The following is a 13848-nucleotide window of genomic DNA, read 5'->3' on the forward strand; positions in this document are numbered from 1 at the left end:
GACGCTCGTACAGTCGGGGGAAAGAGAAAAGAAGGTCACGTCATGGCAACTTCGGTCGTTCTACCTGATGGGAAGGTCCTCGCGCTCGAGGAGGGCACCACGGCGTTCGACGCCGCCCGGGCCATCTCGCCGAGGCTCGCCGAGGCCGTCGTCGTCGCGCGCGTCGACGGGGAGATCCAGGACCTGCGCGTGCCCCTCCGGGACGGCGCGAAGCTGGAGTTGCTGAAGGCCGATACGCCCGAGGGCAGGGACACGATCAACCACTCCGCCGAGCACCTCCTGGCGACGGCCGTGCTGCGGCTGTTCCCGGGCGCCAAGGTCACGATGGGCCCGAAGAACCATGGTGACGAGTTCTATTACGACTTCGACGTTGCCGGTCGGACCTTCACCCCTTCCGACCTCGAGATGATCGAGGCCGAGGTGAAGAAGCTCATCGAGCAGAAGATCAAGTTCGAGTGGCAGCTCGTCCCCAAGAAGGACGCGCTGGGCGTCTTCGAGGGGCTCGGGCAGAAGAACGACTACAAGACGGAGATCCTGTCCTGGATCCCCGAGGACAGCGTGTCGATCTACCGCTGCGGCGAGTTCGTGGACTTCTGCCGCGGTCCGCACCTGCCCCACGCGGGGTTCATCAAGGGGCTGAAGATCACGTCGTCCTCGGCGGCCTACTGGCGCGCCGACGCCACGAAGCAGTCGCTCCAGCGCGTGCGCGGCGTGGCCTTCCCCAACAAGGACGACCTCGACAAGTACGTGCGCCGCCTGGAGGAGGCGAAGAAGCGCGATCACAGGACGCTCGGGCGGGATCTCGAGCTCTACCTCGTCTCCGAGCGCTACGACTCCCACGCGTACTCCGAGAAGGACGAGATCGACCTCTACGTCGGCGTGGACGCGGAGGCGCCCCTCGACCGCGCGCTCGTGGAGCACACCCTCGGCGCCGCGGCCTCGGCGTTCCCCGGGCGGACCCTCCGGCGAACGGTGAAGTTCGGCGAGGCGCCGAAGGCGCTGGCGGGCGGCGCGGGCGGCGCGGGCGGCGGCGACGAGGCGCGCCCGCGCCTGCACGTCCGGCTCCGCGGCGCGGCGGCGCAGGAGTCGAAGAGCGCCTTCAGGGCCGCGGTGAGCGCACGGAAGGACGCCGACGTCGAGGTGCACTTCGAGCCGCACTTCGTCGAGGAGATCGGCGCCGGCCTCGTCATGTGGCTCCCGAAGGGCGGGCTCCTGCGCACCATCATCGAGGACCAGTGGCGCAAGATGCACCTCGAGGAGGGCTACGACATCGTCTACTCGCCGCACATCGCCAAGGCGGACCTGTGGAAGACCTCGGGCCACTGGGACTTCTACCGGGAAGGGATGTTCTCCCCCATGTCGGTGGACGGCCACGACTACTGCTGCAAGCCGATGAACTGCCCGTTTCACATCCTCATGGTCAAGAGCCGGACGCGGAGCTACCGCGAGTTCCCGATGCGCCTCGCGGAGCTCGGGACGGTGTACCGGTACGAGGCCGCGGGCGTCATGCACGGCCTGATGCGCGTGCGGGGGTTCACCCAGGACGACGCGCACCTGTTCTGCCGCGCGGACCAGGTCGAGCAGGAGATCCACCGCGTGCTCCGCTTCATCCTGAAGATGCTCCGCACGTTCGGGTTCGAGCAGTTCGACATCAACCTCTCGACGCGGCCGGAGAAGTACGTCGGCGGCCTGGAGGACTGGGCCAAGGCCGAGAGCACCCTCGCGGGGGCCCTGAAGGCCCTCGGCCTCGAGTACACGGTGGACCCGGGCGGCGGCGCGTTCTACGGGCCGAAGATCGATATCAAGCTGGTCGACGCGCTCGAGCGAAGGTGGCAGTGCTCGACGCTCCAGTACGACTTCAACAACCCCGAGCGCTTCACGCTCGGGTTCGTGAACGCCAAGGGAGAGCTCGAGCAGCCGATCATGCTCCACCGGGCGCTGCTCGGCTCGATCGAGCGGTTCATCGGCGTGCTCCTGGAGCACCACGCGGGCGCCTTGCCGGCGTGGCTCTCACCGGAGCAGGCGCGCGTCGTCACGGTGTCGGACAAGCACAACGACCACGCCGAGCAGGTCACCCAGGCGCTGCGCGCTCACGGCATCCGGGCGGGCTTCGTCCGGAGCTCGGAGAAGCTCGGCGCGAAGATCCGCGAAGCGCAGGTCGAGAAGATCCCGCACATGCTCGTCATCGGGGACAAGGAGGTGGAGGCCAAGGGCGCCACCGTCCGGCTGCGTGACGGGAGCGACCGCGGCTTCATGAAGACCGAGGCGCTCGCCGAGTTCTTGCGCGAGCAGTGCGCGATCCCCGTCGTGACGTGACGTTACCCGGCCGGCGCGGCGGCGGCGTCGAGCAGCCAGACGAGGCGCCCGGGCCCGCCGCGCACGACCCGCGCCGGCACCTCGTCGGCCGGGCCGGGCCGCTTCGCCTGCGCCACGACCCCGCGCTTGCCCGCCCCGCGGGCCAGGAGCACCTTCAGCCGCGCCTCCTGGATCACCGGCGCCGTCAGCGTCAGCCGCGGCTCCAGCCCCTTGTCCGGCTGCGCCGGGATCGCGGCGACCAGGCGGTCCTCGATGCCCGCCGCCCCCGTCCCGGGGAACAGCGAGGCCGTGTGCGCGTCGTCCCCGATCCCGAGCGTCATCACGTCGAACGAGACCGCCGACGCGACCCCGAACCGCGCCCGCAGGAGCCGCTCGTACCGCGCCGCGGCCCCGGCGAGGTCCGGCGACTCGCCCTCCATGCGGAAGAAGCGCTCCTCCGGGATGGGGGCCGCCGCCAGATCCCGGCGCGCGGCGCCGTAGTTCGAGCGGGGGTGATCGGGCGCGACCGCGCGCTCGTCCACCCAGAACCACTCGGTCTGCGCCCACGGGAGCGACATCGCCGCGAGCCGCTGGTAGGCCTCCGAAGGCGTGCTCCCGCCCGACAGCGCGACGCGCGCGACGCCGCGCGCGTCGACCGCCGCCGCGATGGCGCGCGCGATGAGCTCCGCCCCGAGCCGCGAGAGCTCCGCCGCGTCCGCCGCGACGAGGGTCTCCTCACCACCGTTCATCTCGGTCCTCCTCTCGGCCCTCGTCAAAGGGCGCTCCACTTCGCCGCGGCGAGCACCGCCTCGCGCAGCAGCCGATCGCCCTCCAGCGAGTCGATCGTCTTCGCCAGCACCCACGTCTCGTCCCGGTAGCCGAGCGGGTGCAGGTGCTCCGCCGACCGCGCCCCCTCCATCGTCCACCGCACCGTGCCGGGCGCCTTGTCGAGCCGCACGCAGCCGAGCGCCAGCGGCTCGCCGCGCAGCGACGTCCACAGGCGCACGCCGTCGAGCCGCCGCCACGCCTGCGCGTCCGCCGGCGGCGGCCCGTCGATCAGCGCGATCTCGATCGGCGCCCCGTCCGCGCCGCGGGCGCGGCCGACAACGCCGCCGCCGGACGGCGCGGGCCCCCGCGACTCGAACGTCCAGCCGAGCCGCGAGCCCATCCAGCCGAGGAACAGCGCCGCCGGATCCGGCTTCGCCCCCGCGCTGCGCGCGATCTCCACCCGCCGGATCGCCCGGCACGCCTCCGGCATGTCGTCGAAGAACCGCGCCACGAGCTCGCGGAACGAGAACGTCCGCACGAACGCCCGGTCCGCGAGCGGCGCCCTCGTCCCGCGCGCGACCTCCGCGATGCGCTCGATGCACGTCTCGGCCGAGTCGAACACCAGCCGATCGCAGATCGGCGCGAGCGCGTCGCCGAGCACGTTCGGCGCGCCGGGCGCGAGCTCGACGATCACGGCCACGTCGGAGATCGTGAGCGCGCTCACCACCGAGGCCACGCGCTCGGCCGCGGCCACCCCGAGCGTGAGCTCCACGCGGTCGTAGCAGATCGGCACCTCGCCGGCGCGGCGGCACGTGGCCGACCAGTCGGCCTGGACGCCCAGCGGGTCGAGCCGGTCGTCCAGCGTGATGAGCAGGGTGCGGCCCGCGTGCGTCTCGGCGAGGTCCTCCGCCTGCTCCTTCAGGCGCTCGACCTCGGCGCGGCTCCCCACCGCCACGAAATTGAGGGTCGACGCGCGCGTCTTCGGGGCCGGCTCCGCCCGCGACTCGTCGGGCGCCGACCAGAACTCGGCGAGCTCCGACTCGACCCGCTTGATGACCTCGGCGACGCGGCTCACGGCCGCCTCCACGCCCGCTCCGGGGCCTTCCCCCCGTCGCCGGCCCCGCACACAGCGCGCACGTGCGCATCGTCAGAAGACGACGGCTCGACGAGGGCGTCGGCCTCCGGCGGGCCCCAGCTGCCCGCGGCGTAGCGCGCGATCGGCGCGCTCTGCGTCCGCCACCCCTCGAAGATCGGATCGACGAAGCCCCACTGCGCCTCGACCTCGTCGGCGCGCGTGAACAGCGTGGCGTCGCCGCGCAACGCGTCGAGCAGGAGCCGCTCGTACGCCTCGGGCGTGCTGGAGCCGAACGCGGCGCCGTACCGGAAATCCATCGTGACGCCGCGGATCGCGATGCCGCCGCCCGGGATCTTCGCCGCGAAGCGGAGCGAGATGCCCTCGTCGGGCTGGAGGCGCATCACGAGCGCGTTCGGCTCCTCGGTGGCGCCGGGGGCGCCCTTGAACAGGCCGTGCGGGAGCGGCTTGAAGTGCAGCACCACCTCGGCCACCCGCTTCGCCAGGCGCTTGCCGGCGCGCAGGTAGAACGGCACGCCGCCCCAGCGCCAGCTGTCCAGGTGGAGCTTCATCGCGACGTAGGTCTCCGTCGCCGAGTCCTTCGCGACGTCCGGCTCCTCCGTGTAGCCGGGCACCTTCTCGCCGCGCACCATGCCGGGCCCGTACTGCCCGCGCACCGTCGACGACAGCGCGTCCGGGCCCGCGATCGGCCGCAGCGTGCGGAGCACCTTCACCTTCTCGTCGCGCACCGCGTCCGCGTCCCACGACGACGGCGGCTCCATCGCGACCAGCGTGAGCAGCTGGAGCGCGTGGTTCTGCACGATGTCCCGCGTGATGCCGACCTTCTCGTAGAACTTGCCGCGGCCCTCGACGCCGATCTCCTCGGCCACGGTGATCTGCACGTGATCGACGTGCTGGCGCGACCAGAGCGGCTCGAAGATCGTGTTGCCGAACCGCAGGACGAGGAGGTTCTGGACGGTCTCCTTCCCGAGGTAGTGGTCGATCCGGTAGATCTGCGACTCCGCGAGGTGGGCGAGCAGGTCGCGGTTGAGGGCGCGGGCGCTCTCCAGATCCTCGCCGAACGGCTTCTCGACGACGACGTGCTGGAACGGCGCGCCCTTCTCGTGCGACGGCGGCGCGACGAGGTTCGCCGCGCGCAGGCCGCGCACGATGGGCGCGAACTGGTCGGGGGCGACGGCGAGGTAAAAGACCCGGTTTTTGCGGGTGCCGCGCTCGGCGTCGAGCCGCTCGAGCTCCGCGGCGAGCCGGGTGTACGTCTCGGCCTCGTCGAACGCCCCCTGGACGTAGCTGATCCCCTTCTCGAGCTCGCTCCAGGTCGCCTCCTCGAGCGGGCGCCGCGAGTACTTCCCGACGGCCTCGCGCATCTCCTTCGCGAAATCCGGCTTCGGGCGCCGCGCCACGCCGACGACGGCGAAGCCGCCGGTGAGGAGCCGGCTGAGCGTCAGGTTGTAGACCGCGGGCAGCAGCTTGCGCCGCGTCAGGTCGCCCGAGGCGCCAAAGATGACGAGCGCGGCCGGCGAGGCGGTGCGCTCCTCGGGCATCCCTTCGCGAAGCGGGTTCTTCTCGGCTTGGGTCATGGTGGGTGAGCTCCGGTCGGTGACGACGACGGGCACGATGCTCGCGCGCCTCCGCGGCGTAGGGTAGTCCCGATCGCGCGCGCGGGCGCGGGCGGAACGATGCGAGAGCTCAGCGCCCGCGCAGCCCGGCGCCCGCGCCGAGCGTGCCCGCCGGCTCGCGGCGCCCTTCCATCCGATCGCGACCGGTACTAGGCTCCTCCGCGCGATGGCCGCGCCGGTGCTCCCGCGAATCCGCGTCCCCCACCCCCACGTGCGATGCGATAGCCAGGTGCTCGCCGGAAGCCCCCACGTCCTCGGGTCGCGCGTCCCTGTCCGGCGGCTCTGGGCGTGGCACCGCGGCGGCGCGTCGGTGGAGACGCTGCTCAAGCGGTACCCGAACCTCGGGCCGGCGCGCGTGCTCGACGCGCTCGCGTTCGCGTACGACAACCAGGACCTCATCGAGGCCGACATCGCGCGCGAGCAGCTGCTCTTCAAGAAGCAGGGCGGGCCCACGGTCGGCGCGCGCCCGCTCGCCCAGCTGAACCTCCCCTTCGACGAGGACGACGAGTGAGCGGCGCCCGAGAGGGCGCGGCGAGCGAGGGACGGGGCGCGCGAGGCGCAGTGCGCCGCGGGCGAAATGCCGTGCGCCAGGGGTAGCGCCTCGCGCGATATATCCAGGTGAAACGCCCCGCGCCACCTGCGATGCGGACCGCCGTCCCCGCGCGATGAGCTCAGCTTGATTCTTTACAGCCATCCTGACTTGGGGCAATGAGGGCCGTCCGTCGCTGGAGCCCGCAGTGCGGGGCTGCTCGGCGTTGCGAGTGACCGTCGCGCAGGATCGCGGCTGTCCCAGCTTTCAAGGTCGCGGCTGCTGGTGTAGGGTCCGCGCTCCATGGGGTACCGATCGAGGTGCCGGAGGGATTCTGAGATGAGCGTCAATCGATGGAAGTTGTTTGCGATGCCCGTGGCCCTTCTCGGGCTGGCCTCGCCTCTCCTCGTGAACTGCGGCGGCAAGGGGTTCCCCGGCGCGGACAGCCTGCCCGGCCCTGCCGGTGACCTGGCGTCGGCCGCGGGCGGCTGCGACGAGATGAAGAACGGCGGCATCGCGAACCTGAAGTTCGACGGCGGCGCCGAGGTCGAGGGCAAGATCAAGGGCTTCCTCGAGGCGGCTGCGTCGCTCGACAAGCTCACCGTCGCCATGGAGGCGGACCTCATCGCCTCGTGCGGCAAGCTCGGCAAGGACCTCGGCATGAGCGACGCCGAGCTCAAGGCCGATCCGAGCGGCGGCAAGGGCGCCGAGAAGGTCTGCGGCGCGGTCTCGGCCAAGGTGAACGCCGCCGTGAAGGCGAACGCCGAGGCGAAGATCACCGTCCAGATCGATCCGCCGAAGTGCTACGCCGACATCACCGCCATGCAGACGTGCCTCGGCGAGTGCGGCTCGCCGGTGCAGCCCGGCAAGCTCGAGGCGAGCTGTGAGGGCGGCGAGATCAGCGGCAAGTGCGACGCCGAGTGCAAGGGCAAGTGCAGCGTCGAGGCCGGCGCGGCGTGCACCGGCACCTGCAACGCGAGCTGCTCGGGCAAGTGCGACGTCGGCTTCAAGGGCACCTGCGGCGGCAAGTGCGACGGCAAGTGCGACGGCAAGGACTCGAAGGGCGCGGCCTGCGCCGGCACCTGCGAGGGCAAGTGCGACGCCAAGGCCGAGGGGTCGTGCTCGGGCACCTGCGAGGGCAGCTGCTCCGGCTCCTGCGAGGTCAAGGCCGCGGCGAAGTGCTCCGGCTCGTGCTCCGGCGGCTGCAGCGCCGAGATCAAGGAGCCGAAGTGCTCGGGCGAGTTCAAGCCCCCGAGCGTCGACCCGAGCTGCCAGATGCAGTGCACGGCGAAGACCGCCGGCGAGGCGAAGTGCGACGCGCCGAACGTCCGCATCGTGGCGAACGGCAAGGTGAACGCCGACGCGCAGAAGCTCGTCGCCGCGCTCCGGACGTCGCTCCCGGCGATCGCGAAGGTGCAGCTCGGCTCCGGCAAGAAGCTGGCGGCGGCGGTGTCCGGCGTCGGCAAGGCGGGCGTCGAGGTGAAGGACGTGGCGCTCAAGGCCGGCGGCAAGGCGGTCGCCTGCGTCGCGGCCGCGGTCGACGCGTCGGCCAGCGCGACGGCCTCGATCGACGTCAACATCAAGGCGAGCGCGAGCGTCAGCGGCTCGGCGAGCGGTTCGGCCAGCGGCGGGACCTGATCCCCGGCGCGGCCTGAGCGCGGACGCGGCGGCGGTCCTCTCCTGGGGGCTGCCGCCGTCGTCATTTCAGGCGCCGAACCCGGGCCCTCGGCGCAAATCTGGATGCGAGCTCACCTTTCCGGCCGCGGGGCATGATGGCCGAGATCGGCGCCGGATGCGCCGTCCAACGTTGCCGGCAGGTTTCTTGGCCAGACAGCCGCGATGCGGCAAGCCGTCAAAGCGGCGTGCCTTCGGGAGGTTGCCAGGCCATTGCGCGCTGTCGCGGCGCTCGTCCGGAGTATCATGGTGCGTCGGCGAACGATGACGGGGTACTCGGAAGGGCAGGAGCGATGGTCGGCGATCCCTTGATCGAGCGCGGCGCCAGGATCGGCGAGTACACGATCGAGGATCGCCTCGGCGAGGGCGGCTTCGGCGCCGTGTTCCGCGGCCGTGACGGGGCCGGAAACGACGCCGCCATCAAGATCTTCAAGGACGTGAGCGCCCAGAACGCCGGGCAGCTCTTCGCCCAGCAGAACGAGATCGAGGCGCTGCTCCGCCTGCGCCACCCCTCGCTCGTCAAGCTCTCCTCCTACGGCGTCCTGGACGGCGTGGGCCTCTACCTCGCGATGGAGCTCGTGCAGGGCGAGACGCTCGACCGGTACCTCGCGCGGATGGGCTCGCTCGACACGATCGAGGCCCTGCGCATCGCGCGCCGCGTGGCCGAGGCGCTCGCGCACTGCCACGCGCTCAACGTCCTGCACCTCGACCTCAAGCCGAGCAACATCGTCCTCACCGATCCGTACGAGCCCCGGCTCAAGATCCTCGATTTCGGCCTGGCGACGCTCACCGTGAGCTTCCAGCCCGAGCACACGCGCGTCAACGCGGGCACCATCGCGTACCTGGCGCCCGAGTGCCTCAAGCGGGGCGCGCTCGGGCGCCCGAGCCCCCGGATGGACCTCTACGCGGTGGGCGTCATGCTCTACGAGCTGCTCGCCGGCCGGCTCCCGTTCTCGGACGGCACCGTCAACAGCGTCATCAACCAGAAGGTCTACGGCACGCTCGTGCCGCTCGCCCACGCGGCGCCCGAGACGCCGGCGCCCGTCGTCGCGCTCGTCGAGGAGCTCCTGGAGCGCGACCCGGCGCGGCGCTTCTCCAGCGCGGCCCGGCTCTGCGCGCGGCTCAAGGAGCTCTACTACGTCACGCTCCACGGCACCTCGCAGCCCCCGGCCGGGGCCGAGGACGAAGCGCCCGAGCGCGACGCCGCCGCGCCGGAGACCTTCGACGACGCGCACGACGCGCCCTTCGTCGGCCGCGAGCAGGAGCTCGGGCGGCTCATCGAGCTCGTCCAGGGCGCGGTGCGCGGCGAGCCGCGGCCGGCCGTGGTGGTCGGCGACACGGGCGTCGGCAAGAGCCGCCTCGTCGCCGAGCTGCTCCGGAGCGCCGAGCAGGCGGGCACGGCGATCGTCGCGTACGGCCGGTGCAGGGAGCTCTCCGGGCTCGTGCCCTACTCCGCGATCCGCGAGGCGCTGACGCAGATCGCGCTCTGGCTGGAGCGGCACGGCGACAGCCGGGCGGCGCGCATCCGCCGGCTGGTGAGCCTCGTCATCGCCGACGACGCCGCCCTCCTCCGGGGGCTCGTGCCGGAGCTGACGCGCGCGGTCGGGCTCGCCGACGAGGGCGGCGCCATCGGCCCGGGCGGAACGCGCTGGATCGCCGATCTGATCCTGCGGCTGCTCGGCGCGATCTCCGAGGAGATCCCGGTCGTCCTCGCGATCGAGGACGTGCACTGGGCCGACGAGGCGACGCAGGAGGTGCTGCTGCGCCTCTCGGATCAGCTCGGCGAGATGCCGGTGCTGCTGCTCGCCACCGCGCGGCCGCCCTTCGCGCGCGGCTCGTCGCTGCCTCCGCCCGGCTCGTCGCTGCCTCCGCCCGGCTCGTCCGCGCTGCGCGGCCCGGGCTCGTCGCCGATGACGCCGCGCGCGGCGGGGTGGCTCGCGTGGAAGGACGTCGAGCGCCTCGACCTCGGCCCGCTCCGGCCCGAGGCGAACCGGGCGCTCCTCTCCGCGCTCGGCCGCGGCGCGGGGGACGACCTCGTCCAGGAGCTCGTGCGCCGCGTCCCGCTGCTCGCCGCGGGCAACCCGCTCTTCAACATCCAGGTCGTCCGCAACATGGAGACCGAGGGCTTCCTGCAGCGCAGCCGGAGCGGCGCGCTCGAGATCTCCCGCGCCGACGCGCACTACCTCGCGCCCGCGTCGGTCTCGGACGTCCTCTCGCGCAGCATCGACGCGCTCGATCCCACGACGGTCCAGGTCCTCGGCGTCGCCGCGCTCATCGGCCGCCAGTTCCTGCGCGACGATCTGGTCGAGCTCGGGCTCTTCGACCCGGCGGAGGTCGACAGCGCCCTGCGCGACGCCGCGGCGCACTACGTCTGCCTCGGCGAGGACGGGGGCCTCGCGTCGTTCTCGCACGACGCGGCGCGCGAGCAGCTCGCCGCCCGCGTGCCGCCCGAGGAGCGCCCCGACTACCACGGGCGCATCGCGCGGCGCATCGAGCTGCGCGGCGGCGATCCGGGGACGCTCGCGCACCACGTCGAGCGCGCCGGCGAGCTCGACCGCGCCGCGTCGACGTACCTGCTCGCGGCGAGCGAGGCCGATCGGCTCCAGGATCCGCACGGCGCCAGCCGCCGGCTGAAGCAGGCGCTCGCGCTGCTCGAGCGGCTGCCGCTCGACCCGGCGCGGATCGAGCTCAGGGCGCGCTGCGCGCACGAGCTCGCGCGCGTGGCGTGCCTGCTCGGCAGCACGGCGGAGCCGCTCGATCTGCTCCGCCGCACGCAGGGGGCGCTGCCGGAGACGCCGCTCGTCACGGCGGCCCTCTCCAGCGCGCTGTCGCGCGTGCACTACGTGCGGGGCGAGTTCGCCGACGCGGTGGCCCACAGCCGCAAGGCGCTCGAGGCGATCGGCGCGAGCCCGGAGCTGCGCCCGTACCAGTGCCTGCCGGCGAACATCCTCGGGCGCGCGCTGTGCGCGGCCGGCAAGGTGGGCCCGGCGACCGAGCCGCTCCGCCGCGGCTGCGAGCTCGCGGAGGCGGCGGGCGAGTACGTCGAGCTCTGCCACTCGCGCGGCATCCTCTGCGTCGCGCTGAGCCAGTCCGGCTTCTACGCCGAGGCCGAGCAGAACGCCGCGGACGCCGCGCGCCTCGCCGAGCGCCTGCGCGACCCGGTGCGGCTGCTCGGCACGTGGTTCTACCACGCGGTGCTCGCGGAGGGCCGGTTCGACTGGGATCTCGGGGTCCGGTCGACGGCGCAGCTGCTCTCGTACGCCGAGGAGCACGGCCTGAGCGGGCTCTACCTGTACATGGGGACGATGTACGCGGGCCGGCACCAGTTCCACATGGGCCAGCTCACGCGGGCCCGCGTGCTGATCGCGAACGCGGTCAACCTGAGCGGCGTGCTGGGCATCGGCATGGGGCGCGGCTGGGCGGAGGGGTACCTGGGCGACGTGTACTTCGTGCAGGGCCTGCTTCGCGAGGCGCTCGCCGCCTACGAGCGGGCGATCGAGATCGGCTCGGCGGGGACGGGCGACGCGTACGCCGTGAGCCTCGGCCGGGTCGGCCGGATGCACGCGCTGGCGCTGCTCGCCGACGACGCCAGCGGCGCCGGCCAGGCCGGCGAGCTTGCCGCGTACGGCCGGGAGACGCTCGATCTCATCCGCGCGTCGGGCAACCGGACGCTGCTGGTGACGGCGCTCGAGCGTCACGCCGAGGCGCTCGACGCGCTGGGCGACGGGGGGGCTGCGCGCGGCGTCCGCGCCGAGCGCGCGGCGCTCGTCGAGGAGCTCGGCCTGACGGATCCGACGTTCTGGCCGCGCGTCCCGGCCGAGGCGGCGTTCCAGGGCCACCCGCGGGCGTACTGGGCCGATCCGCCGCGCGAGGTCCGGAGCGCGGGCCCGTGCAACGTCGGCACGACGCAGATCGTGGGCGCGACGGTGGCGGAGCTCGCGGCGGCGGCGACGATCGCGGTCCCGGAGGAGGAGCTCGGCGGGCCGACGATCGTGGCGATCCCGCGCCTCCGCCACGTCACGCTGCTGGAGACGCTGGCCTCGGTGGAGGGCTTCGTCCCCCGCTTCGACGGGCCGGAGGCCCCGCCGGTCGCCAAGTGACGGCGGAGGCTGCGCGGCCCGCGCCGGCCGGCCCTGTCGAGGTCGTGCGCACGGCGCTCGCCCACACCTGGGCGATGGTGTTCCTCGTCGTGCTGCTCCCCGTCGGGCTGCTCTGCTTCCCCTTCGATCCCCGGCAGCGGATGCACGATCGGCTCTCGGTCGTGTGGGCGCGCGGGGCGCTCTGGCTCGTCGGCGTGCGCATCGAGGCCGAGGGCGTCCAGAACGCGCGGCCGGGCGAGCGCTACGTGATCGTGGCGAACCACCAGAGCACGCTCGACATCCTCGCGTTGCTCGTGGTGCTCCAGGGGCGCACGCCGCTCCGGTTCCTGGCGAAGCGCGCGCTGTTCCGCGTGCCGGTGCTGGGCTGGGGCATGCGCCTGTACGGCCACACGCCCGTCGACCGGGGGCGCGCCCGCGGCGCGCTCGCGGATCTCGGCGAGGCGCAGCGCAACGTGACGCAGCGGTGGTCGACGATGTTCTTCCCCGAGGGAACGCGGAGCGCGACGGGCCGGCTCCTGCCCTTCCGGCTGGGCGCGTTCCGGACCGCCTCGGCCGCGGGCGCGCGCGTCCTGCCGGTGACCATCGACGGCGCGGGCGCGCTGCAGCCGAAGGGACGTTATGCCGCCGCGCCCGGCGTCGTGCGGGTCGTGGTGCACCCGCCGCTCGACCCGCCGGGGGCGTCGCTCGAGGCGCTGCACGCCGCGATGGAGGCGTGCAGGTCCGCCGTGGCGTCGGCGTTGCCGGAGGCGCTCCAGGACGGAGGCGAGGCGGCCGCTCGCCCGGAACACCCCGAACAGCGTCGATGAGGCGGGCATCACGGCGGTCCAGAGCCTCCGGGTCGAGCCTCAGCTCTCCCGGGAGGCTCCCGGCAGCCTCCGACCAGAGCTAGCCGCCGCCGGGCAGCTTGCCGAACCGCTGCTCGTACTCGGCCAGCCGCGCTGCGAGGAGCGTCGCCTCGTGCTGCGCCGCGCGTGCCCGCTCGTCGGCGGCCCGCGCCTGCTCCTCCGCGGCCCGCGCCTGCTCCTCGCCCGTGGGCACCACGCGCCCTTCCGGGTCGAGCCAGCGCAGCCAGTCGGCCTCGAGGCCGTGGTACGTGCCGCGGCGGACGCCGAGCCCGAGGTGCAGCCGCGGGCTCGCCACGTCGCCACCGGCGCCGGGTGCCACGGGCGCGTACGCCATCGTGGCGAGATCGAGCGCGTAGGCCTCGAGGACGCCGGTGAACGGATCGAACAGGTAGTACTCGGGCACGCGCAGCAGCTTCGCGTAGATCCGCATCTTGTCGGTGCGATCCACCTTCTCGGTGCTCTCCGAGAGCAGCTCGATCACCACGTCGGGCGTCCTTCCGTCCTCTTGCCAGACGACCCAGGACTTGCGCTCGCGCCTCACCGTGTCGAGCACCACGAAGACGTCCGGCCCGCGAAAGTCGTTCTTCTTTGCCTGGAGCTCGCTGAAGTAGATGGCCATGTTGCCGCCGACGTACACGTCGTCGCGCTCCTTCCACAGCAGATCCAGCGCCTCGATGAGGAGGTCCATCTGCTTGCGATGCCGCTCGGACTCCATCGGCTCCCCGTCGTCGTACGGCAGCTCGTCCTCGCCGGGCGGCGGGATCGGGACGAACGAGGTGTCGCTCTGAAAGGCCATGCGTCGCTCCTCCAGGGAGAGTACCGCTCGTCGCCCTCGCGGTCGAACGCCTCGCGGAGGGCCCCCCGTACCACGGCCCCACACCGGCCGCGACGGAGCTCCGTGACGATTCCAGGGCCACCGACGGCCCGA

At 72.9% G+C, this 13848-nt stretch carries 9 protein-coding genes; 5 read left to right on the forward strand and 4 right to left on the reverse strand.

The genetic code is table 11. The annotated features are described in order from the left end of the window. Positions 1-42: 42 nt before the first annotated feature. Positions 43-2316: a threonine--tRNA ligase gene (thrS, locus tag WMF22_RS23855; RefSeq protein ID WP_438037135.1), complete on the forward strand. Its 2274-nt coding sequence runs from the start codon at positions 43-45 to the stop codon at positions 2314-2316. Between the two features lie 2 nt (positions 2317-2318). On the opposite strand, the gene pgl is transcribed toward thrS, so the two are convergent. Genes pgl through zwf form a run of 3 tightly spaced genes read right to left on the reverse strand, consistent with a single transcriptional unit; the run spans position 2319 to position 5733 of the window. Beyond that, a complete protein-coding gene (pgl, locus tag WMF22_RS23860; protein WP_437301384.1) occupies positions 2319-3044 on the reverse strand; it encodes a 6-phosphogluconolactonase in 726 nt (241 codons plus the stop codon). Positions 3045-3067: 23 nt separating this feature from the next. After that, positions 3068-4138 (reverse strand): glucose-6-phosphate dehydrogenase assembly protein OpcA, encoded by a 1071-nt coding sequence (locus WMF22_RS23865; RefSeq protein ID WP_437301385.1) that lies wholly within the window; start codon positions 4136-4138, stop codon positions 3068-3070. Further along, the gene (gene zwf / locus WMF22_RS23870) at positions 4135-5733 is read right to left on the reverse strand and encodes a glucose-6-phosphate dehydrogenase (protein ID WP_437301386.1); all 1599 of its coding nucleotides are present in this window, start codon (positions 5731-5733) and stop codon (positions 4135-4137) included. The genes WMF22_RS23865 and zwf overlap by 4 nt, the downstream gene beginning before the upstream one ends. A gap of 268 nt (positions 5734-6001) precedes the next feature. On the opposite strand from zwf, the gene WMF22_RS23875 reads away from it, so the two are divergent. From WMF22_RS23875 to WMF22_RS23890, 4 genes are all read left to right on the forward strand, one after another. Then, positions 6002-6283, forward strand: coding sequence for a DUF433 domain-containing protein (locus WMF22_RS23875; RefSeq protein ID WP_231864998.1), 282 nt, complete (start codon positions 6002-6004; stop codon positions 6281-6283). Positions 6284-6640: 357 nt separating this feature from the next. Next, positions 6641-7939, forward strand: coding sequence for a hypothetical protein (locus WMF22_RS23880; protein WP_438037136.1), 1299 nt, complete (start codon positions 6641-6643; stop codon positions 7937-7939). Between the two features lie 329 nt (positions 7940-8268). Next, positions 8269-12075 carry a serine/threonine-protein kinase gene (locus tag WMF22_RS23885; RefSeq protein ID WP_438037137.1) on the forward strand — a complete coding sequence of 1269 codons (3807 nt, stop codon included), beginning with the start codon at positions 8269-8271 and terminating at the stop codon, positions 12073-12075. Then, entirely contained in the window at positions 12072-12881 is an 810-nt protein-coding gene (locus WMF22_RS23890; RefSeq protein WP_438037138.1) for a lysophospholipid acyltransferase family protein, read from the forward strand. The genes WMF22_RS23885 and WMF22_RS23890 overlap by 4 nt, the downstream gene beginning before the upstream one ends. Before the next feature lie 79 nt (positions 12882-12960). On the opposite strand, the gene WMF22_RS23895 is transcribed toward WMF22_RS23890, so the two are convergent. Beyond that, on the reverse strand, positions 12961-13716 hold the full coding sequence (locus WMF22_RS23895) for a Uma2 family endonuclease (RefSeq protein ID WP_438037139.1): 756 nt from the start codon (positions 13714-13716) through the stop codon (positions 12961-12963). Positions 13717-13848 lie beyond the last annotated feature (132 nt).

The sequence above is a fragment of the Sorangium sp. So ce204 genome (assembly GCF_051526795.1).
GTDB classification, from domain to species: Bacteria; Myxococcota_A; Polyangia; order Polyangiales; family Polyangiaceae; genus Sorangium; species Sorangium cellulosum_B.